Here is a 20,473-nt window from a genome sequence, read left to right on the forward strand (position 1 = left end):
GGAATTTTGGATGCAGACGATGGAAGGTAGGTCTGATGCAAAACAGTGCATTTCTAAAATACATTTTTTCTTTCTATGATAAAAACAGTCTTTCCAATGTTTGACAAGATATCTGTACCGTTCGCCGAAGTATGGATGCATGATAAGGATTGTTAGGCGCACTTAGAATTTCATACAGCAATAGCCAACGCTGGCACAGGGACGTGCCGGCGAGGCGCATATGAACATGGATGTGAATTTGCGCCGGTTGGCAGATAAAATAATATTAATACTGAAATTCTTAGTGCGCCTTACTATCTTTATGCGGCATCCACACTCGACGGACGGTGCAGATATCCTCGTCAAAGCAAGCGGAAAGACAGTTTATAATCAAGAAAAAATGTATCTAAGAAATGCTGCTATTTTGTATCCTATAACCTACCTTCCACCGTCTGCATCTGAAATCCATAATCATATCGTTTATTTTGTTTTACATAAAAGAGCAGGATTGTGCAATAAAAACGCAAATATCACGGAAGAAACTTCCTAAAACTTCGTATATAATAACAGTATCATACAAAGAACGAAGTGTAAATACAGGAATAATGGAAATATGGAGGATGAGAACATGAAGAAAAAATGGTGGCATGACAAGGTGGCATATCAGATTTATCCAAAGAGCTTTCAGGACAGCAACGGAGATGGAATCGGTGATTTGAGAGGAATCATATCCAGACTGGATTATTTAAAGGAACTGGGTATCGATATCGTATGGCTTTCACCGATTTATAAATCCCCATTTGTAGACCAGGGATATGATATTTCAGATTATTATAATATTGCTGAAGAATTCGGAACCATGGAAGAGTTTGATGAGCTGCTTGCGGAAGCAAAGAAACGTGATATGTATATCGTAATGGATCTGGTGGTAAATCATTGCTCCGACCAGCATGAGTGGTTTCGGAAAGCACTGGCAGACCCGGATGGAGAGTATGCAGATTATTTCTATTTTGTGAAAGGAAAAGACGGCAAGGCTCCAAGTAATTACCGTTCCTATTTTGGCGGAAGTACCTGGGAGAAGGTGCCAAACAGTGATAAATACTATCTTCATATGTTCGCCAAAGAGCAGCCGGATTTAAACTGGGAGAATCCGGTAGTGCGTCAGAAAATCTATGAAATGGTGAACTGGTGGTTAGACAAAGGCGTGGCAGGATTCCGTATTGATGCAATTATCAATATTAAGAAAGATATTAATTTCCCGTCCTTTGAGCCGGATGGACCGGACGGACTTGTAACCTGCATCAGGATGGTAGAAGAGGTAAATGGAGTAGGAGATTTTCTCGAAGAATTAAAACATGAGACTTTTGAAAAGTATGATGCCTTTACGGTAGGAGAAGTCTTTAATATGAAAGAAGATGAGCTCTTGGAATTCATCGGAGAGGATGGACATTTCTCTACGATGTTTGATTTCAGTGCCCATGTGCTTACTTTTGGTGAGCATGGCTGGTACGACCAGAAACCATTACGTTTTGAGGAATGGCGGAAAGTAATTTTCGATTCCCAGCAGGAATTACAGGGAAAATGCTTTAAGGCAAACATTATTGAAAATCATGATGAACCAAGAGGAGCAACTCATTATCTGCCGGAGCATGCCAGAAATGATGCAGGAAAGAAGATGCTTGGAACTGTATCCGTTCTTTTGCGTGGAATTCCATTTATCTATCAGGGACAGGAAATCGGGATGACCAACTGCAAACGAAATGATATTTCAGAATATGATGACATCAGCACCATCGACCAGTATCAGGAGGCGTTGCGTGCAGGACTCAGTGAAGAAGAAGCCTTGAAATGCTGCTATGAGAACAGCCGTGATAATGCCAGAACACCAATGCAGTGGTCCGATGGAAAAAATGGCGGATTTACCGATGGAACTCCATGGCTTGCCATGAATCCGAATTACATGGAAATCAATGTAGCAGCCCAGGAGCATAAGGCAGATTCTGTATTGGCTTATTATAGGAAATTAATTGCACTGCGTAAGGCAAAAGAATACAAAGATACTTTCACTTATGGTATTTTTAAACCAAAGTATGAAAATGTAGATGACATATTTGCTTTTGAACGGGGAAATGAAGAAAGCGGTCAGAAGCTTTTGATACTTGCAAACTTTGGAATAGAAGAGCATACCATCACATTAGAGCAAAGAATTGCCAAGGTATTGTTAACCAATGAAGGCCGCCAGGAAGCAATCAATGCTGAGGCAGCCTTAAATGGAACAATTACATTAGACAGCTGTGAAACCGTTGTCTTAGAATTAGAAAAGTAAGATTTGTGGAAGCAATTTAATCTGGAAATTTATTCCATAATCTTGCCATCAACAGAGATGGTAACAACCTGCCATGGAATCATTTTCCCGCTTTGCTTTAAGGCATTCTGGACAGCCATTACAATGCCGCCGCAGCACGGAACCTCCATGCGCACAATACTGATATCTCTGATATTGTTATTGCGGATAATTTCAGTAAGCTTTTCACTGTAATCCACATCATCCAGTTTGGGACATCCAATCAGGGTGATGTGGTTTTTTATGAATTTTTCATGGAAATTGCCATAGGCAAAAGCTGTACAGTCTGCAGCAATCAGCAGTCTTGCATTGTCAAAATACGGAGCATTTGTAGGTGCTAATTTAATCTGAACCGGCCACTGGGTAAGCTGGCTTTCCGGTGCGTTTCCTGCTGTGATTGCATTGGATGCAGTACCGGATGCGGTATTAGAGCCAGCAGAAGTATTTTCCGTGTTTTTACGCTGCATGGAGCGCATCCGGCTGCCCGGACATCCGCTGAAAACCGGAGCTGCGTGATTGGCTGAAACTGCAGGTTTTACCGAAGCCGCTTCACGGTTCTTTAAGTGCTCTTTTACAGCGGCTTCGTCATAGGCAGCGGCTTCTCTCTGTACAAAGGTAATAGCACCGGCAGGACATGCCGGAAGACAGTCACCTAACCCATCGCAGTAATCCTCTCTTAAAAGCTGGGCTTTTCCATCGACCATGCCGATGGCACCTTCGTGGCAGGCGGATGCACATAAACCGCATCCATTACATTTTTCTTTATCAATATGAATTATTTTACGAATCATTTTAGATTCCTCCTCGTTGATTTTGTATAGTCAGTATACTATAATAGCAATAAATAATCGGTTGGAAAAACAACGGAGGTTATAAAATGAAAAAATTTCCTGTAGAAATGAAAAATTCACCTTTTTTTGAAGGAATTGAGGAAACAGAAGAGGAGAAAGTTTTAAAGGGATTAGATGCCCATGAGATGACTTATGATAAAGAAAATTATATTCTGCACTGCGGAGAGCAGGTAAAAGAAATGGGGCTGCTGGTTTCTGGCGGACTTTTGATTGTGCAGGAGGATTTCTGGGGAAACCGGAATCTGGTTGCAAAAATAGAACCGGGGGATGTTTTTGCAGAGACTTTTGCCTGTATGCAGAGGCGGAATATTAATGTAAGTGTGATTGCAGAAGAGGCAGCAAATGTGCTGTGGCTGAACGTTCGGAATATATTGGATGCAGATGGAGAAACGGAAGGCTGGAAGCTGGTTCTGCTTCGGAATTTATTAGAGAATATGGCAGAAAAGAATCTTCGCTTTAATGAAAAATTAACCCATATGGGAAAACGCAATACCAGGGAAAAGTTATTGTCCTATCTGTCAGCAGAGGCACAGAAGCATGGAACATCAGAGTTTGATATTCCATTTTCCAGACAGCAGTTAGCAGATTATCTTTCTGTGGAACGGAGTGCGATGTCAACGGAGCTTGGAAAATTAAGAGATGAGGGACGGCTTTCTTTCCGGAAGAATCATTTTTGCCTGAACAGAGATGCATATTTGTAATAGAAGAAAATGCACTCTTGAGAAATTGTACTGAATTCAAAACTTGATTTTTATTTAAAAGAGGGTACAATAATATGCAGTTAAAATAATACATAGAAAAAGAGGAGAGAAAGATATGTTTGGTTTTGGTCAACTGATTGATATTTTGAAGAAAAGCCCAAAGAAAATTGTGTTTACAGAGGGAAATGACCCAAGAATTTTAGAGGCAGCATCCCGCCTGCTGGCAAGTAATTTCTTAAGCCCGATTCTGGTTGGAAATGAGGCTGAGATTCAGAAAGCAGCAGAGGAGAGCGGATTTAATATTCGTGGAGCCAAGATTATCGATCCATTACATTTTGAAAAATTTGATGAAATGGTTACCATGTTCTGTGATTTAAGAAAGAGCAAAGGCGTAACACCGGAGCAGGCAAAAGGAATTCTTTCACAGGCTAATTATTTCGGAACCATGTTAGTAAAAATGGGATATGCTGATGCACTGTTAGGTGGAGCAACCTATTCTACAGCAGATACTGTTCGTCCAGCATTACAGTTAATTAAGACAAAACCGGGTAACAGCATTGTATCATCCTGCTTTATTCTGGTACGTCCTTCTGCAACCGGCGAGAATGAAGTACTGGCAATGGCTGACTGTGCAATCAACATTCATCCGACAGAAGATGAACTGGTTGAAATTGCCGGAGAAGCAGCAGAGTGTGCAAAGATATTCGGTGTAGATCCAAAGGTGGCATTCTTAAGCTATTCTACATTAGGCTCCGGAAAGGGCGAGGATGTAGATAAGATGCGTAATGCTGCAAACAAGACAAGAGAAAAATATCCGGAGCTTCCAATCGAGGGAGAGCTTCAGTTTGATGCAGCCGTATCTCCAAGAGTTGCACGTACCAAATGTCCGGAATCCAAAGTGGCAGGACATGCAAATACATTTATTTTCCCGGATATCAATGCAGGAAATATTGGATATAAGATTGCGCAGCGTCTTGGTAACTTTGATGCATATGGTCCGATTCTTCTTGGATTAAATGCACCAATCAATGACTTATCCCGTGGATGTAATGCATCAGAAGTATATTCCATGGCAATTATTACAGCTGCATTAGCGTAAGCTGTTAGAATGAAAAGGTGACGGTATGCATAACGAATTAACACAAAGTGATATCAAGAAGATGGAAGAAGAAATTGAATATCGGAAATTAGTGGTACGAAAGAATGCAATCCGTGCTGTACAGGAAGCAAGAGAACAGGGTGACTTAAGTGAAAACTTCGAGTATTATGCCGCCAAGAAAGATAAGAATAAAAACGAAAGCAGAATTCGTTATTTAGAGCGCATGATTCGTACTGCAGTCGTTGTATCAGATGATTCTAAGGAAGACGAGGCAGGTATCAATAATACGGTGACGGTTTATATTGAAGAAGATGATATGGAAGAATCCTTCAAATTGGTGACTACCATGCGTGGAAATTCGCTGAAAGGATTAATCAGTATTGAATCTCCTATGGGGAAAGCAGTGCTTGGTCATAAGGTAGGAGACCGTGTCAGTGTGAAGGTAAATGACGATTACAGTTATGATGTTATAATCCGTAAAATTGAAAATACCGGAGAAGAGAACGAGAAAATCCGAAGCTTCTAAAAGATAATAAGAATAAGAATAAGAACTGGAAAACGGTTTAAAAAGGCGAGAAGAGGTCTGTAAAAGGTGATGCTTTTGCAGGCTTCTTTTTTTACGTTACAGGAAATTGCTTTCCTGTAACGTAAAAAACGCTCTGCGAGGATGTACCAAGGTGTATCCTGTTTTGTATATTTTGCACAAATTGTGAAATGGATTTTTGTGAATGAAAATGACGGAATATGATTGACTATGACGGTTTTTGAACGTATAATAAAACCATAGAAAGCAGAAAATAGAAAAAAGGAATGGGAGGGATGATATGCTGACAGAGGAAAGATATGGAAAAATCCTTTCCCTGCTGGAAGAACAGGGCAGTGTTAAAGTAACTGAGCTGATGCAGCTTTTCGATGCTTCCGAGTCAACGGTACGAAGAGATTTGAATGCTTTAGACGAAAATGGAAAGCTTTTGAAGGTTCATGGCGGTGCAATTTTAAGAGGAACAGTTTTTCATACACAGGATGATGATGTGCCACTTCGAAGAAACATGCATCGTGATGAGAAGGCAGTCATAGCGAAGTATGCAGCATCGTTAATTACAGCAGATGATTTTATTTATCTTGATGCGGGAACCACAACAGACTGTATGATTGATTTTATGGATGTGAAGCCATCCTGTGTGGTAACCAACGCAGTAGCCCATGCAAAACGGCTCTCTGAACTGGGGTGTGAGGTTTATATCATTGGCGGAGAGTTCAAGGCATCCACAGAAGCTGTGGTAGGTGCTGAGGCAGTGGAGTCCTTGGATAAATATAACTTTACAAAAGGCTTCTTCGGAACCAATGGAATTAATGTAGAAAAAGGATATACCACACCGGATGTCAAAGAAGCCATGGTAAAGAAGAAAGCAATGGCAAATTGCAGACAGTGTTATATTCTGGGAGATAAGAGCAAATTTGCACAGATATCCAGTGTGACATTTGCATCATTTGCTTCAGCAGATGTGATTACAACAGGTCTTACGTTAGAATCTTATCGGAAGTATAAAAATATAAAGGAGGTGGAAGAATGATTTATACCGTAACGTTTAATCCGTCACTGGATTATGTGGTGGATGTAAAAAACTTCAAAACCGGTCAGGTAAATCGGACGGAACAGGAGAAAATGTTCCCGGGAGGAAAGGGAATCAACGTATCCATCGTACTGAATCATCTGGGATTAAAGAGTACCGCCTGGGGCTTTTTAGCTGGCTTTACCGGAGAAGAAATCAGTAAGCGTCTGGATGAAGAGGGTGTAAATACCGATTTCATTCAGGTAGAGGAAGGAATATCAAGAATTAATGTGAAGCTTCGGTCCACTGAAGAAACAGAAATCAATGGCCAGGGACCGATGATTCGCAGCACAGATATCGAGAAACTTTATGCTAAATTAGATGCTTTAAAAGCCGGTGATGTGCTGGTATTGGCAGGAAGTATACCAGATGTTATGCCGCAGTCCATATATATGGATATCATGAAATACCTGGAAGGAAAGGATGTCATGATTGCTGTAGATGCAACCAGAGAACTTCTGGCAAATGTACTTCCGCTTCATCCATTCCTGATTAAACCGAATAATCATGAATTAGGACAGTTATTTGGTGTGACAATCAGCAGCAAAGAGGATGTAAAGAAATACGCAGCGAAGCTGCAGGAGCAGGGTGCAAGAAATGTACTTGTTTCCATGGCAGGTGACGGGGCTGTGCTTTTGACAGAAGAGGGAAAAGCTTTTGAGAGCGAAGCTCCGAAGGGTAAAGTAAAGAATTCCGTAGGAGCAGGAGACTCCATGGTGGCAGGTTTCCTGGCAGGATATTTAAAGAATAAGGATTATGCGCAGGCGTTTAAGATGGGAGTCTGTACCGGAAGCGCCAGTGCATTTTCAGAAGAACTTGCAACGAAAGAAGAAGTAGAACAATTATTAAAGAATCATGCATTTCCATTTTAAGAAAAAGGAGGAAGGTATATGAGAATCAGAGATTTGCTGGCACCGGAAAGCATTCAGTTGAATGGTTCAGCAACCGGAAAGGAAGATGTATTAAACCAGATGGTTTCCCTGATGGTAAAGAGTGGAAAAATTACAGATGAAGAGACTTACCGGAAAGGAGTCTTTGCAAGAGAGGAAGAGAGTACCACAGGAATTGGAGAGGGCATTGCAATTCCTCATTGCAAATCAGCAGCCGTAAAGAAACCGGGATTAAGTGCAATGGTATTAAAGGATGGGGTAGATTTTGATGCCTTAGATGGAGAGAAAGTTCATTTAATATTCTTAATTGCAGCACCGGATACAGAAGATAATGTACATCTTGATGTATTAAGCCGTCTGTCTGTTCTTCTGATGGATGAGAATTTCACCAACGGATTAAAACAGGCAGCTTCGGTAGAGGAATTCTTAAAAGTCATTGATGAAGCAGAGTCTGAGAAGGAAGAAAAGGAAGAACAGAAGGAAGCAGAAATAAAGGAACCGGAAGAAAATCAGAAAAAGATTCTTGCAGTAACCGGATGTCCGACTGGAATTGCCCATACATACATGGCAGCAGAAAGTCTGGAAAAGAAGGCAGCAGAATTAGGTTGCTTTATTAAGGTGGAAACAAGAGGCTCCGGCGGAGCAAAAAATGTGCTTACTGCAAAAGAAATTGAAGAGGCAGACTGTATTATTGTAGCAGCCGATACCAAAGTCCCGATGGATCGTTTTGCCGGAAAACCGGTTATCATCTGTCAGGTTTCCGATGGAATCAGTAAAGCAGATAAATTAATACAGCGCGCTATGGCAAAGGATGCACCAATTTATAAAGGCAGCGGCGAAGCATCAGAAAGTGAAAGCATGGGCGGAGAAAGTTTTGGACACAAAGTTTACAAGCATCTGATGAACGGTGTTTCCCATATGCTTCCGTTTGTTGTCGGTGGTGGTATTATGATTGCCATTGCATTCTTAATCGACAGCTTTGGTGTAGACCTTGCATCACTTCCTACGGATGAGCGTGCTAATTTTGGTACAATTCTTCCGGCAGCAGCATTCTTTAAGTCCATTGGAGGACTGGCATTTGGCTTTATGCTTCCTGTACTGGCTGGCTATATTGCCATGAGTATTGCAGACCGTCCGGGACTGGTAGTAGGTTTCGTTGGAGGAGCAATTGCAGCAAATGGAAAATCAGGTTTCCTTGGAGCCTTAGTAGCCGGATTTGCCGCAGGTCTTATCATCCAGTTATTAAAGAAAATCTTTGACAAACTGCCAAAAGGCCTGGATGGATTGAAACCGGTTCTACTGTATCCGCTGCTTGGTGTATTGTTAATAGGTGCATTGATGACCTTTATCATCGAACCACCGGTCGGAGCTTTGAATATTGCAATTAATACAGGACTGGCACATATGAATGGTGTAAGCTCGGTATTACTGGGAGCATTGGTAGCTGGAATGATGGCTGTGGATATGGGTGGTCCTTTAAATAAGGCAGCATATGTATTTGGAACTGCATCCATTGCCGCTGGAAACTATAATATTATGGCAGCCGTTATGATTGGAGGTATGGTACCACCAATTGCCATTGCACTTGGAACCTTATTTTTCAAAAATAAATTTACAGCAGAAGAAAGAAAAGCCGGACCGACAAACTTTATTATGGGATTATCCTTTATTACAGAAGGTGCAATACCGTTTGCAGCAGCGGATCCGCTGCGCGTGATTCCAGCCTGTGTGGTAGGTTCTGCAATTGCAGGAGCAATGTCTATGGCATTTAACTGTACACTGATGGCACCACATGGTGGAATCTTCGTATTCTTAGTAATGGGTAATGCAATCTGGTATCTTTTATCATTGATTGTAGGTTCAGCAGTATCTTGTCTGCTTTTGGGATTGTTAAAAAAGAAGATTGTATGATATAATAAATGATGTACTCACGAATAGTGAGCATAAGCGAGTCAAAATACTTGCAAATTAAAACTATGGTATAAAAAACGGGAAAAAATATAACTTTTTAGGAGGAAGAACATGAAGGAATTTACTTACACAATCACAGATGAGCAGGGAATCCATGCAAGACCGGCAGGATTACTGGTAAAGGAAGCTGCAGGATTTGCAAGTGCAATTACCATTGAAAAGGATGGTAAGAAAGTAGATGCAAAGAGAATCCTTGGCGTTATGGGGCTGGGTGCTAAGAAAGGTGCAGAAATCACACTTCGTGCTGAAGGTGAAGATGAAGATGCAGCAATTGAAAAATTAAGTGCATTCTTACAGGAGAATCTGTAAAGCCAGGAAGAATATTTAAGCTGAAGTGCATTTCGGAAAAGGTGTTCACAGCGATGAAAAGGGACCTGTCACTTATGATAAGTGGCAGGTCCTTTTATGATGATTTGTATTGTTTTAAAATTCCTTAGTTATTTGAGATAAATGTTAATTCATCAGAGGAATAGAATGTCTCATAAGAATCATAATCACGTACTTCAAATTTAATAGAAGCATTGGTTACATCATCAATAGATGTAATATCATCATTTGCTTCAATTGACATAAAGGTACCGGTTCCAGGAAGAAGATATCCATATCCGTAATCATCCTGCATAAAGTCATTGATTGAGAAATCATCGGATTCAGCAACACAGGTTTTATCTGTAGTGTTCTCAATATAGAATACAAATACAAGTGTATCATCCCAACCGGTTGTTGTGCCGACATAATATGCATTGATGCCATTAGAGGAATCTAATGCAACTGCACCCGGAACAGAGGAAATAGAGAATGGGGTATAGGAATCGGAAAGATTGATATCCTGTACAACACCATCATCAATCAAAGTATCATAAGTATCAGAATCATAGAAGCTTACCTGAAGTTTAATATTATCGATGCTGTCAAAACCGGTTAAAGTGAAATCATCAGAAGAAATGCTAAGTTCTTCGTTGCTTTTTTTGCCGGCAGCGACGTCACCTGAAATATAACCATACATGGTTACACCATTGATTGCACAATAATCAACATTGATTCCAAGGTCGTTAGAAGTATTGTTTTCAACAGTAACTTTAATTTCCGGAATTACAGAATCATCATAGTAGCTGTATACAATACTGGTAGCTGTAATGGTAACATCATTAGCTGAGTATAATACAACATTATCTAAAGGAACTTCTTTGTCATCGCCATAGCTGTAATCACTGTCATCATAGTCATCACTATCATCTGAATCGGAATCAAAATCAAAGTCATCAAGATCAGATGTGATACCACTGTTGTCAAAAAGTTCTTTTCCAGCATTGCTTAAGGTTTTAGAAACATTGATAACTGCATATACAATAACACCGATAGAAAAGATGGTTGCCAGAATGGAAATGATTAATCCGGCAATTGCTGCACCACGAAGGTCACGGTTCTTACCCATTCCAAGAATGGAAAGAATGATAGCAGCGATACCAAGAATGATTCCGATAATTGGAACAAACCATCCGAAAGGTAAAGCAGCGATACCAAGAATCAGACCAAGGACACCAAAAACACAGGATTTTTTCGGCGCATCACCGTTGATATTGTAGGAAGGTGCTGCATTGTAGCTGTTTCCATTATAGGTGTTTCCATTGTTAAATGCCTGCTGTCCGTAATTTGGCTGATTGTAAGCAGACTGATTATAGTCGTTCTGATTAAAGCTGTTTGGACTATAATCGTTCTGGTTGAATGCCTGCTGCTGATTTGCATTTGGTGCATCATAGGTCTGAGGACCATTGTCCGGCTGGTTGTAAATCTGCTGCTCAGGAGCCGGCTGACCATAGTTCATCTGAGCATTGTTGTCTGGGCTGGGAGTTCCGGCAGGTTCATTTCCGGAAAAACCATTTGGGTTGTCGTTTACATTTTCTCCATTTAAATTATACATAACTTTCTCCTTTTCATATATTATGTGAATGGTTACACTCTACTAAGGTATCATATTAAAGTCAGCTTGACAATGTTTTTCTTTTTTTTGCGTTTTTTTACAGAAAAAAATCAAAAATTTATAAAAATACATTGACATCATCACTTTACAGTGATAAACTATGCTCAATTAATGAACTGAATAAATAAAATCAGTGAGCAAAAGTAGTACGGTAAATGATTTCTTTACAGAGAGCCGGCGTTGGTGGAAGCCGGTAAGATAGTTTATTCGGAATGGATTTGTCAGATGCAAAGTGAACAATAGTAGCGGATGCCGTTTTCCCACGTTACAGGGACGAGGATATCGAAGGAGACTTCTGTATCCAAGAGGTTATGTTTGAATTAGTGGCGGATATTTTCTGATTGAAAATATCCGCTTTTTTAGTTACTTACAGGTAAAAAGCAGACATAGCGAAGATGGGTGGCACCACGCGATAAGCGTCCCTGACTGGAAAAGAACATTTTCCGGTCAGGGACTTTTTCTTTGCACGAGCAGCATTTATAAAGCCGGTTTATAGGAGGATGATTATGGTAAGAAACAGAAAAGTATTCAAAAAAACAGTGAGCATTGTCAATGAAAAATCAACAGACATGTACGAAAGTCTGGTAGGAGATAAAAAAGGCTTCCTGTTAGAAAGTTACGATAAGAATTATGACCGCTATACTTTCTTTGGCATGGAGCCGGAAGAAATTGTAACATCAAGAGGAAATGCACTGGTGATTACAAAAGCAGATGGCACAGAGAAAGTAAGAGAAGGAAATCCGCTGGAGCGTCTGAAAGAATATTACAGTGAATTTCATATCGAAAAAGAGGATGAAGAGCTGTCCTTCTCCGGTGGACTGGTTGGAAATCTTGGATATGATTTCGTAAGATATTCTGAAGTGCTTCCGGACAATAACCCGGATGAAATCGGAATCGAAACCATACAGATGATGTTGATGACTTCTTTCCTTATGGTAGACCATGTAGCAGAAACACTGACTGCTGTAGTATTAGAAGAGCCTTCGGAAGAAGGAAGAGAGCAGGCAATGGAAAAGGCAGGACAGATGATAAAGAAAGCCATGGAGAAGAAGGAATGCAAACGGAACTTCTACCACGATGGAAAAATTATTAAGAAGTCAGACAGTATCGAAGAATATGGCGAAAAGGTAGAGAAAATCAAACATTATATCAGAGAAGGCCATGTGTTCCAGACCGTATTGTCACAGCGCTGGACGATTGAAACCAGACAGACCGGTTTTGAATTATATAAGGAATTAAGAGAATTAAATCCTTCTCCATATCTTTATTATTTTAATTACGGAACCTTTGAAGTAATCGGAAGTTCACCTGAGATGATTGTAAAGAAGCAGGGAAATAAAGTGTTCACCTGTCCGATTGCAGGAACCCGGAAGAGAGGAAAAGATGAAGCAGAAGACAAACGGCTACGGGATGAACTACTTTCCGATGAAAAAGAGCGGGCAGAACATGTTATGTTAGTAGACCTTGCAAGAAATGATATGGGAAGAATCAGTGAATTTGGAACCGTAAAGGTAACACAGTTTATGGAAGTACAGAATTATTCCCATGTAATGCATATTGTTTCCCAGGTAGAGGGACGCAAGAAAGGAGAATCCCATCCATTAGATTTGGTGGCATCCTTCCTTCCGGCAGGAACCTTAAGCGGAGCACCAAAGATTCGAGCCATGGAAATCATTGATGAATTAGAAAGTGTACGAAGAGGCTTATATGGTGGAGCAACCGGATATATTGATTTCGGTGGAGACATGGATTTCTGTATTACAATCCGGACCATGGTAAAGAAAGGAAATGAGGTATACCTTCAGGCAGGAGCCGGAATCGTAGCAGATTCCGTACAGGAAAATGAATATTATGAATGCTGCAATAAAGTAATGGCATTGGCAAAGACTTTGGTTGAGGAGGAGAACTTATGATACTGCTGATTGATAACTACGATTCATTTACCTATAACCTGTATCAGTATATAGGAACTTTTACGAAGGACATTATCGTAAAACGGAATGACAAGATTACAATAGAAGAAATCCGCACCATAAACCCGGAACGCATCATTCTTTCTCCGGGACCAAAAGCACCGAAGGATGCCGGCATCTGTATGGATGTGGTAAAGGAATTTTATAAGACAATTCCAATCCTTGGCATCTGCTTAGGACATCAGTGTATCGGGGAAGCCTTTGGCGGCGTAGTGAGCTATGCAAAGGAATTATATCATGGAAAACAGTCCCTGATTGCCCATGACGGCACAGGAATCTTTCAGGGAATTGAAAGCCCGATTCAGGTGGCAAGATATCATTCCCTGGCTGTTCAGAAAGATAGTCTTCCGGAGTGCTTTGTGGTAACGGCGGAGACAGAGGATGGAGAAATCATGGCAATGCGCCATAAAGATTATCCGGTAGCTGGATTACAGTTCCATCCGGAATCCATTTATACACAGCATGGAAAGCGTATGATAGAGAATTTCTTGAATGGGAGGATATAGAACATGATATTAGATGAAATTGTTGCAGATAAAAGAGAGCAGCTATTTCGTGATAAGCAGAAAACAGATCTGACCGTGATGCGGACATTAGCGGAAGAGAAGTTAAGAGAAGAGGCGGCAAAGAAAGAAAAGATAAGAAGCTTTTATCAGAATCTTGCCAAAGATGGACTTTCCATTATCGGAGAATTTAAAAATGCATCCCCAAGCCTTGGAAAGATAGAAAGCAGGATTACATTGGAAGAGCGGATGGAAGATTATACCGCTTCTGTGGATGCGGTATCCTGCCTGACAGAAGAGAAGCATTTTCTTGGAAATACTGATTATTTCCGGAAAGTAAGAAATCTGACTCCGCTTCCAATGTTACGGAAGGATTTTATGATTGAGGAATATCAGTTTTATGAAGCAAAAGCCATTGATGCAGATGCGGTATTACTGATAGCAGCAATCTTAGATGACAAGGAAATGTATGACTTTTATCAGCTTGCAAAGGAATTAAAGTTAGATGTACTGGTGGAAACCCATGATGAATGGGAAATGGAACGGGCATTGAAGCTGGATGCAGACATCATTGGAATCAACAACCGTAATCTTAAAGATTTTACCATTTCGCTGGAACGAACCAAAACACTTTCTAAGATGGTGCCAAAGGATAAACTCTTAATCGCAGAAAGCGGAATTGTAAGAGATGATGATGTGGCATATCTTGCAGATTGCGGTGTCAGCGGATTCTTAATCGGAAGAGCATTTATGGAACATGAAAATCCCAAGGCACTGGCAGCCCACTGGAAACAGGTTTATAAGGAAGCCGCAAAGTAAGGAGAAATGGCATGACAAAGATTAAGATTTGTGGCATCACAAGAGAATCTGAGACAGAAGTGCTGAACCGGATGCAGGTAGATTATGCAGGCTTTGTATTCTTTGAAAAAAGCAAACGAAACGTTTCGATAGAGCAGGCAAAAGAAATTAAGAAACATTTGAAGCCTTCGATTAAAACTGTGGCAGTTACTGTAAATCCGGCACTGGATTTGATAGATGAAATCATAGAAGCAGGTTTTGATATTCTGCAGATTCATAAGATGCAGGAATTCCCTGAAAATCTTAAAATTCCGGTCTGGGTAGCATATCAGGTGCGAAGCAGGAAAGAAGCAGAAGAAATAAATGTTCTGGATGGTACTTCAGGCATTTTATTAGACGCACCGGAATATGGCAGTGGAAAGACTTTTTCCTGGCAGGATTTTCCGATGAAAAAAAGAAGGGAATGGCAGGAAAGAAGGATACCATTTATTTTAGCCGGCGGCTTAAGCAGTGAAAATGTAGAAGAAGGTATCCGGTTATTTGAACCTGATGTAGTAGATGTCAGTTCTTCGGTAGAAGGAGAACATGGAAAAGATTATAAAAAAGTAGAAGCATTTGTAAGAAAGGTGAGAGAACATGAATAAGAAGAGTTATTATGGAGCATTTGGTGGACAGTATGTAGCAGAATCATTGATGAATACTTTAAAAGAGTTGGATGATGCTTTTGAAAAGTATACAAAGGATGAAGAATTTTTAAAGGAAGTGGACTATTATCTGAAACAATATGTAGGAAGAGAGACACCACTTTATTTTGCCAGCCGTCTGAGTGAGGCATATGGAACAAAGATTTATTTAAAAAGAGAGGATTTAAACCATACCGGAGCCCATAAGATTAACAACGTAATCGGTCAGATTCTTCTGGCAAAGAGAATGGGAAAAACCAAGGTAATCGCAGAAACCGGAGCCGGTCAGCATGGTGTGGCAACTGCAACCGGAGCAGCTCTTTTTAATATGGAATGTACCGTATATATGGGAGCGGAGGATATGAAACGTCAGTCGCTGAATGTAATGCGTATGGAAATGCTGGGAGCTAAAGTAGTGCCGGTTACATCCGGAAGTAATACCTTAAAGGATGCTACCAATGAGGCAATTCGTACCTGGGCAAAAACCGCAGAGGATACCTTTTATGTAATCGGTTCCGCTGTTGGACCGTATCCTTATCCGAAGATGGTAAAATATTTCCAGAGCGTCATCAGCAAAGAAGCAAAGAAACAGATTTTAGAGCAGGAAGGAAGACTGCCGGATGTGGTTATGGCATGTGTTGGCGGAGGTTCTAATTCTATCGGAATGTTTGCAGATTTTATTGAAGAAAAGGATGTAAAACTGATTGGTGTAGAAGCTGCCGGAAAGGGAATTGAGACAGGGGAGCATGCCAGTGCCATGGCATTGGGCGAGCCTGGCGTATTACATGGTATGCGTTCCTATTTATTACAGGATGAGGATGGAAATGTGCAGCTTGCCCATTCCATTTCCGCAGGACTGGATTATCCGGGGGTTGGACCGGAGCATGCCTATCTTAAGGACAGCGGCAGAGCAGAATATGTTGCAATCAAGGATGATGAAGCTATGGATGCATTAATGGAGCTTTGTAAATTAGAGGGTATCATACCGGCAATCGAAAGTGCCCATGCAGTGGCATATGCAAAGAAGCAGGCGAAGAAAATGAAGCCGGATGATATTATGGTGGTTTGCCTTTCCGGAAGAGGCGACAAGGATGTAAATACAATTGCAGATTATCTTGCAGGAAAGGGTTATTTAAACTAGGAGGTGCAGCATGAACAGAATCGAAGAAAAATTAGCACAGTTAAAAGAACAGAACAAAAAAGCATTTATTACATATATGACAGCAGGAATGCCGGACTTTGATAAAATGCAGGAGATTATCCGCACACAGGAGCAGGCGGGGACAGACATCATCGAGCTTGGAATTCCATTTTCAGACCCGGTAGCAGACGGTCCGGTTATTCAGGATGCTTCCTATCATGCCATCTTAAAAGGTGTGAATTTAAAGAAAGTATTAGAAGCCATGAAAAAGCTTCGCAGTGCAAAAATTGAGATTCCAATCGTATTTATGATGTATTACAATACCATACTTCACTATGGTGTGGAAGCCTTTGTGGATGCATGTATCGAAAGTGGAGTAGACGGACTGATTATTCCGGATCTGCCATTAGAGGAACAGGATGAGATAAAGGAATTTTTACAGAAGGAAAATGCACCGATTCTTATCCAACTGGTATCTCCGGTTTCGAAAGACAGAATCCCTGAGATTTTAAAGGATGCAAGAGGATTTGTTTACTGCGTATCTTCCATGGGTGTAACCGGACAGAAAGCAACCTTCCATAAGAGTGTAATAGATTATCTTGGCAGTGTGAAAGCGGTATCAAAAATTCCTGTCATGATGGGATTTGGTATCCGCACTGCAGAGGATGTTGCACCGATGAAAAATATTATCGACGGAGCAATTGTAGGCTCACATTTCATCAAGCTGATGGAAGAAAATAATTATGATTTACAGGCAATCGAAACTTATTGTGGCACATTTAAAAAAGAACTGAATCAGTAAAGGAGGAATTTGCGATGAAAGAATATATTGAACTGGTTGCAGAAGGAAAAGATTTAACAGAAGAACAGGCAAAAGCAGCAATGGAAATCTTATTAAGCGGGGAAGCATCCCAGGCTCAGATTGGTGCTTTTTTAATGGGACTTCGTATGAAAGGTGAGACCTTAGATGAATTAACCGGGTTTGCAGGAGTACTCCGGGATAAGGCAGATACTATTTCACCGAAGGTTTCTAATTATGTGGATCTGGTTGGAACCGGTGGAGACTGTACTTATACTTTTAATGTGTCTACCACTTCTGCATTTGTCGTTGCAGCAGCCGGACTCCCGGTAGCAAAGCATGGCAATCGTTCCATTTCTTCAAAGAGCGGAGCCGGTGATGTATTAGAGGCACTGGGCGTAAATATTATGGCAGAGCCTGCAAAAGTAGAAGCCTGCGTGGAGAAAGCCGGAATCGGATTTATGTTTGCACAGCTCTTTAACAAATCCATGAAATATGTAGGCCAGGCAAGAAAGGAAATGGGTGTGCGTACTGTGTTCAATATTTTAGGACCTCTTGCCAATCCTTCCAGAGCAAAAAATATGGTGGTAGGTGTCTATGATGCAGCCCTGACAGAAATAATTGCCCTTGCCATGAGCAGGCTTGGCGTTGAACGTGCCTTTGTAGTAAGCGGCAAAGACAATATGGATGAAATCACAACCACAACCGAGACCGTAATATCTGAAATCAAGGACGGGAAAGTAAATACATTTACCATAACACCGGAGCAGTTTGGTTTAAAACGTGCTTCCTTAGAAGAACTGTGTGGTGGTGATGGAACAGAAAACGCCGTTATCACAAAGAAAATTCTCTCCGGAGAAGAAAAAGGCGCAAAACGTGACATCGTATTACTGAATGCCGGTGCAACCCTGTATGTTGGTGGAGCAGCATCCACCATTGAAGATGGAATCACCCTTGCAAAAGAAGCAATCGACAGTGGAAAAGCAGCAGGGAAGTTAGCGGAGCTGGTGAAGGTATCAAACGAAGCGTAAAAACAGAAATAAATCTGCACCGTAAAAACGGAATGTTAACCTTTTGCAAATATAGGTTGACAATATAAGCCAGAATACCCTATAATACCCTATGGATAAAATCTATAGGGTATTTTTAGGCGATTGTGAAAAGAAATACCAATATTACCAATAAAATATTCAGATATTCAAAGGACTATATTTTATCCGGCACCAGATGTCAGCAATTCTTAGCGGCATGTTTTCCTTGAATGCAGACTGTCTTTCCGTTGCTTTGACTTAGATAGCGGCACTGTCCGTTGAATACGGATGCAGCCGAACGTCTGCAAGGGGCACTAAGAATTTCGGAACATATATGGATTCGTCTGGCAACCGGCGCATATTTACATCCATGTTCAGATGCGCCTCGCTGGCACATCCCTGTGCCAGCGTTGCCGGGTGACAGACGAAATTCCAAGTGCCCCTAACAGTCATTCTAATGCATCCGTACCTTCAACGGACAGCACCGCTATCTTGTCAAACATTGGAAAGACTGTTTTCATAGCAAAAAGGAAAACATGCTGTTTAGAATTGCGGCATCTGGTGGCTTAAAAGATATGTCCTTTGAATAGCTGAAATTTTAGTGAATGATAGGGTATTTCCTTTCATAATCGCCTGAAAAAAACACAATGATAGGAGCATTATTATGGAAAAAAGAAAAATAACAACACAGCAGATGGCACTGGTAGCAATCATGACAGCGCTGACCTGTATCCTGGCACCATTTTCATTGCCGATTGGTCCGGTACCAATTTCCCTTACCAATCTGGTTATTTACTTCTCATTGTATTTACTGGGTTGGAAGCTTGGAACGTTAAGCTACGTCATTTACCTTCTGATTGGACTGGTTGGTGTACCGGTATTTTCAGGATTTACCGCAGGACCGGCGAAACTTTTTGGCCCAACCGGTGGATATTTAATCGGATTTATTCCAATGGCAATCATTGCCGGTATTGTAATTGATAAATATACTGAGAAATGGCTCTTATGTCTGCTGGCAATGATTGTTGGAACGATTGTCTGCTATGCATTAGGAACAGCATGGCTTGCTTATGAAGCGAAGATGGACATGATGGCAGCATTATGGGCTGGTGTAATTCCTTTTATTCCTGGTGACCTGGTGAAAATGGCACTGGCAATTTTAATTGCACCAAAAATCAGAACTCAGGTATGCAGGGCAAGATAATTTTTCATAGTCTTTAGAGCAGTTTTTTCCAGACGGCTGACCTGAGCCTGGGAAATATGAATCTCATCAGCAATCTCCATCTGGGTTTTGCCTTCAAAGAACCGTAGCTTAACGATATGATTTTCTCTGTCGTTGAGCCGGTTCATTGCATCGGAGAGGGCAAGCCCTTCCACCCAGTTATCTTCTTTATTCTTTTTATCACTAATCTGATCCATCACATAGAGTGTATCACCACCATCCGTATAGACCGGGTCATAAAGACTGACCGGACTTTGAATGGCATCTAGGGCATAGACGATTTCCTCTTTGGTAAGTCCGGCTTCTTTTGCAATTTCCTGTAAAGTAGGCTCCTGCATGGAATTCTTCATCAGGATTTCTTTGGCATGAATGGCTTTATAGGCAGTATCCCGCAGGGAACGGCTGACACGGATGCTGTTGTTATCCCGCAGATAGCGGCGGATTTCGCCAATAATCATAGGGACGGCATAGGTGGAAAATTTTACCCCCAGTGTATCATCAAAATTGTCAATGGACTTAATCAGTCCGATACATCCAATCTGAAAGAGGTCATCAATATTTTCCTGATTTCCGGAAAAACGTTTAATCACACTTAAGACCAGACGAAGATTCCCTTTGATATATGTTTCCCTTGCAGTCATATCCCCCTGTTTGATTCTGGCAAATAGAGCAGCCTTTTCTTCTTCCTTTAGGATTGGAAGCTTTGCGGTATTTACACCGCAGATTTCAACTTTGTAGACGGACATGATGCGTACCTCCGGGTTAAAATGTTTTTGCAGCCATTGGCTGATACAGAAAGGATGTCCTTATTTACATAAAAATATGCCGAAAACAATAAAAATTTAATAATTTTTCATCTTGAAAAACGAATGAGTGAAAGCTATGATATACATA

At 40.9% G+C, this 20,473-nt stretch carries 21 protein-coding genes and 1 other annotated feature; of the genes, 17 read left to right on the plus strand and 4 right to left on the minus strand.

Annotated features, from left to right (window positions below):
• The first annotated feature begins 226 nt into the window (after nt 1–226).
• Both DWW33_RS00430 and DWW33_RS00435 read left to right on the plus strand, forming a co-directional pair.
• A complete protein-coding gene (locus tag DWW33_RS00430; RefSeq protein ID WP_118638646.1) occupies nt 227–529 on the plus strand; it encodes a hypothetical protein in 303 nt (100 codons plus the stop codon).
• Nucleotides 530–607: 78 nt separating this feature from the next.
• A complete protein-coding gene (locus DWW33_RS00435) occupies nt 608–2,305 on the plus strand; it encodes an alpha-glucosidase (protein ID WP_118638647.1) in 1,698 nt (565 codons plus the stop codon).
• A 29-nt stretch (nt 2,306–2,334) separates the two neighbouring features.
• On the opposite strand, the gene DWW33_RS00440 is transcribed toward DWW33_RS00435, so the two are convergent.
• Nucleotides 2,335–3,114: an ATP-binding protein gene (locus DWW33_RS00440; protein WP_118638648.1), complete on the minus strand. Its 780-nt coding sequence runs from the start codon at nt 3,112–3,114 to the stop codon at nt 2,335–2,337.
• Nucleotides 3,115–3,200: 86 nt separating this feature from the next.
• On the opposite strand from DWW33_RS00440, the gene DWW33_RS00445 reads away from it, so the two are divergent.
• The 7 genes from DWW33_RS00445 to DWW33_RS00475 all read left to right on the plus strand — a co-directional run bounded on the left by DWW33_RS00445 (nt 3,201) and on the right by DWW33_RS00475 (nt 9,757).
• Nucleotides 3,201–3,875, plus strand: coding sequence for a Crp/Fnr family transcriptional regulator (locus tag DWW33_RS00445; RefSeq protein WP_117697103.1), 675 nt, complete (start codon nt 3,201–3,203; stop codon nt 3,873–3,875).
• Between the two features lie 115 nt (nt 3,876–3,990).
• Entirely contained in the window at nt 3,991–4,974 is a 984-nt protein-coding gene (gene pta / locus DWW33_RS00450) for a phosphate acetyltransferase (RefSeq protein ID WP_117697104.1), read from the plus strand.
• 25 nt (nt 4,975–4,999) lie between these two features.
• Nucleotides 5,000–5,500, plus strand: coding sequence for a GreA/GreB family elongation factor (locus tag DWW33_RS00455; RefSeq protein WP_022242620.1), 501 nt, complete (start codon nt 5,000–5,002; stop codon nt 5,498–5,500).
• Nucleotides 5,501–5,798: 298 nt separating this feature from the next.
• The gene (locus tag DWW33_RS00460) at nt 5,799–6,548 is read left to right on the plus strand and encodes a DeoR/GlpR family DNA-binding transcription regulator (RefSeq protein WP_118638649.1); all 750 of its coding nucleotides are present in this window, start codon (nt 5,799–5,801) and stop codon (nt 6,546–6,548) included.
• Nucleotides 6,545–7,459, plus strand: coding sequence for a 1-phosphofructokinase (gene pfkB, locus DWW33_RS00465; RefSeq protein WP_117697109.1), 915 nt, complete (start codon nt 6,545–6,547; stop codon nt 7,457–7,459). The genes DWW33_RS00460 and pfkB overlap by 4 nt, the downstream gene beginning before the upstream one ends.
• A gap of 18 nt (nt 7,460–7,477) precedes the next feature.
• Entirely contained in the window at nt 7,478–9,388 is a 1,911-nt protein-coding gene (locus tag DWW33_RS00470; RefSeq protein ID WP_117697110.1) for a PTS fructose transporter subunit IIABC, read from the plus strand.
• Nucleotides 9,389–9,499: 111 nt separating this feature from the next.
• Nucleotides 9,500–9,757 (plus strand): HPr family phosphocarrier protein, encoded by a 258-nt coding sequence (locus tag DWW33_RS00475; RefSeq protein ID WP_117697112.1) that lies wholly within the window; start codon nt 9,500–9,502, stop codon nt 9,755–9,757.
• Nucleotides 9,758–9,881: 124 nt separating this feature from the next.
• Here the strand turns inward: DWW33_RS00475 and DWW33_RS00480 are convergent, their stop codons facing one another.
• The gene (locus tag DWW33_RS00480) at nt 9,882–11,369 is read right to left on the minus strand and encodes a hypothetical protein (protein ID WP_117946880.1); all 1,488 of its coding nucleotides are present in this window, start codon (nt 11,367–11,369) and stop codon (nt 9,882–9,884) included.
• A gap of 184 nt (nt 11,370–11,553) precedes the next feature.
• Nucleotides 11,554–11,856 (plus strand) — a binding site (T-box leader).
• Nucleotides 11,857–11,935: 79 nt separating this feature from the next.
• On the opposite strand from DWW33_RS00480, the gene trpE reads away from it, so the two are divergent.
• The 7 genes from trpE to trpD are packed head-to-tail and all read left to right on the plus strand — an operon-like array spanning nt 11,936 to nt 18,357.
• Nucleotides 11,936–13,342, plus strand: coding sequence for an anthranilate synthase component I (trpE, locus tag DWW33_RS00485; RefSeq protein WP_118638650.1), 1,407 nt, complete (start codon nt 11,936–11,938; stop codon nt 13,340–13,342).
• On the plus strand, nt 13,339–13,908 hold the full coding sequence (locus DWW33_RS00490) for an anthranilate synthase component II (RefSeq protein WP_118638651.1): 570 nt from the start codon (nt 13,339–13,341) through the stop codon (nt 13,906–13,908). The genes trpE and DWW33_RS00490 overlap by 4 nt, the downstream gene beginning before the upstream one ends.
• Nucleotides 13,909–13,911: 3 nt before the next feature.
• On the plus strand, nt 13,912–14,724 hold the full coding sequence (trpC, locus tag DWW33_RS00495) for an indole-3-glycerol phosphate synthase TrpC (protein ID WP_022242612.1): 813 nt from the start codon (nt 13,912–13,914) through the stop codon (nt 14,722–14,724).
• 11 nt (nt 14,725–14,735) lie between these two features.
• On the plus strand, nt 14,736–15,347 hold the full coding sequence (locus DWW33_RS00500) for a phosphoribosylanthranilate isomerase (RefSeq protein ID WP_118638652.1): 612 nt from the start codon (nt 14,736–14,738) through the stop codon (nt 15,345–15,347).
• The gene (gene trpB / locus DWW33_RS00505; RefSeq protein WP_022242610.1) at nt 15,340–16,527 is read left to right on the plus strand and encodes a tryptophan synthase subunit beta; all 1,188 of its coding nucleotides are present in this window, start codon (nt 15,340–15,342) and stop codon (nt 16,525–16,527) included. The genes DWW33_RS00500 and trpB overlap by 8 nt, the downstream gene beginning before the upstream one ends.
• A gap of 10 nt (nt 16,528–16,537) precedes the next feature.
• Complete coding sequence (trpA, locus tag DWW33_RS00510) at nt 16,538–17,329, plus strand: tryptophan synthase subunit alpha (protein WP_118056751.1); 792 nt, start codon at nt 16,538–16,540, stop codon at nt 17,327–17,329.
• A gap of 14 nt (nt 17,330–17,343) precedes the next feature.
• Nucleotides 17,344–18,357: an anthranilate phosphoribosyltransferase gene (gene trpD, locus DWW33_RS00515; protein ID WP_118638653.1), complete on the plus strand. Its 1,014-nt coding sequence runs from the start codon at nt 17,344–17,346 to the stop codon at nt 18,355–18,357.
• 258 nt (nt 18,358–18,615) lie between these two features.
• On the opposite strand, the gene DWW33_RS15535 is transcribed toward trpD, so the two are convergent.
• Nucleotides 18,616–18,810, minus strand: coding sequence for a hypothetical protein (locus tag DWW33_RS15535; RefSeq protein ID WP_147337963.1), 195 nt, complete (start codon nt 18,808–18,810; stop codon nt 18,616–18,618).
• Nucleotides 18,811–19,021: 211 nt separating this feature from the next.
• On the opposite strand from DWW33_RS15535, the gene DWW33_RS00520 reads away from it, so the two are divergent.
• Nucleotides 19,022–19,561, plus strand: a complete 540-nt coding sequence (locus tag DWW33_RS00520) for a biotin transporter BioY (protein ID WP_118638654.1) — start codon at nt 19,022–19,024, stop codon at nt 19,559–19,561.
• Here the strand turns inward: DWW33_RS00520 and sigG are convergent.
• Nucleotides 19,540–20,325: an RNA polymerase sporulation sigma factor SigG gene (gene sigG, locus DWW33_RS00525; RefSeq protein ID WP_022242606.1), complete on the minus strand. Its 786-nt coding sequence runs from the start codon at nt 20,323–20,325 to the stop codon at nt 19,540–19,542. The two genes, DWW33_RS00520 and sigG, sit on opposite strands and share 22 nt — an antisense overlap.
• Nucleotides 20,326–20,473: the final 148 nt, after the last annotated feature.

Origin of the sequence: Roseburia sp. AF15-21, from assembly GCF_003479505.1 — a bacterium.
In the GTDB taxonomy this organism is placed as follows: domain Bacteria; phylum Bacillota; class Clostridia; order Lachnospirales; family Lachnospiraceae; genus Roseburia_C; species Roseburia_C amylophila.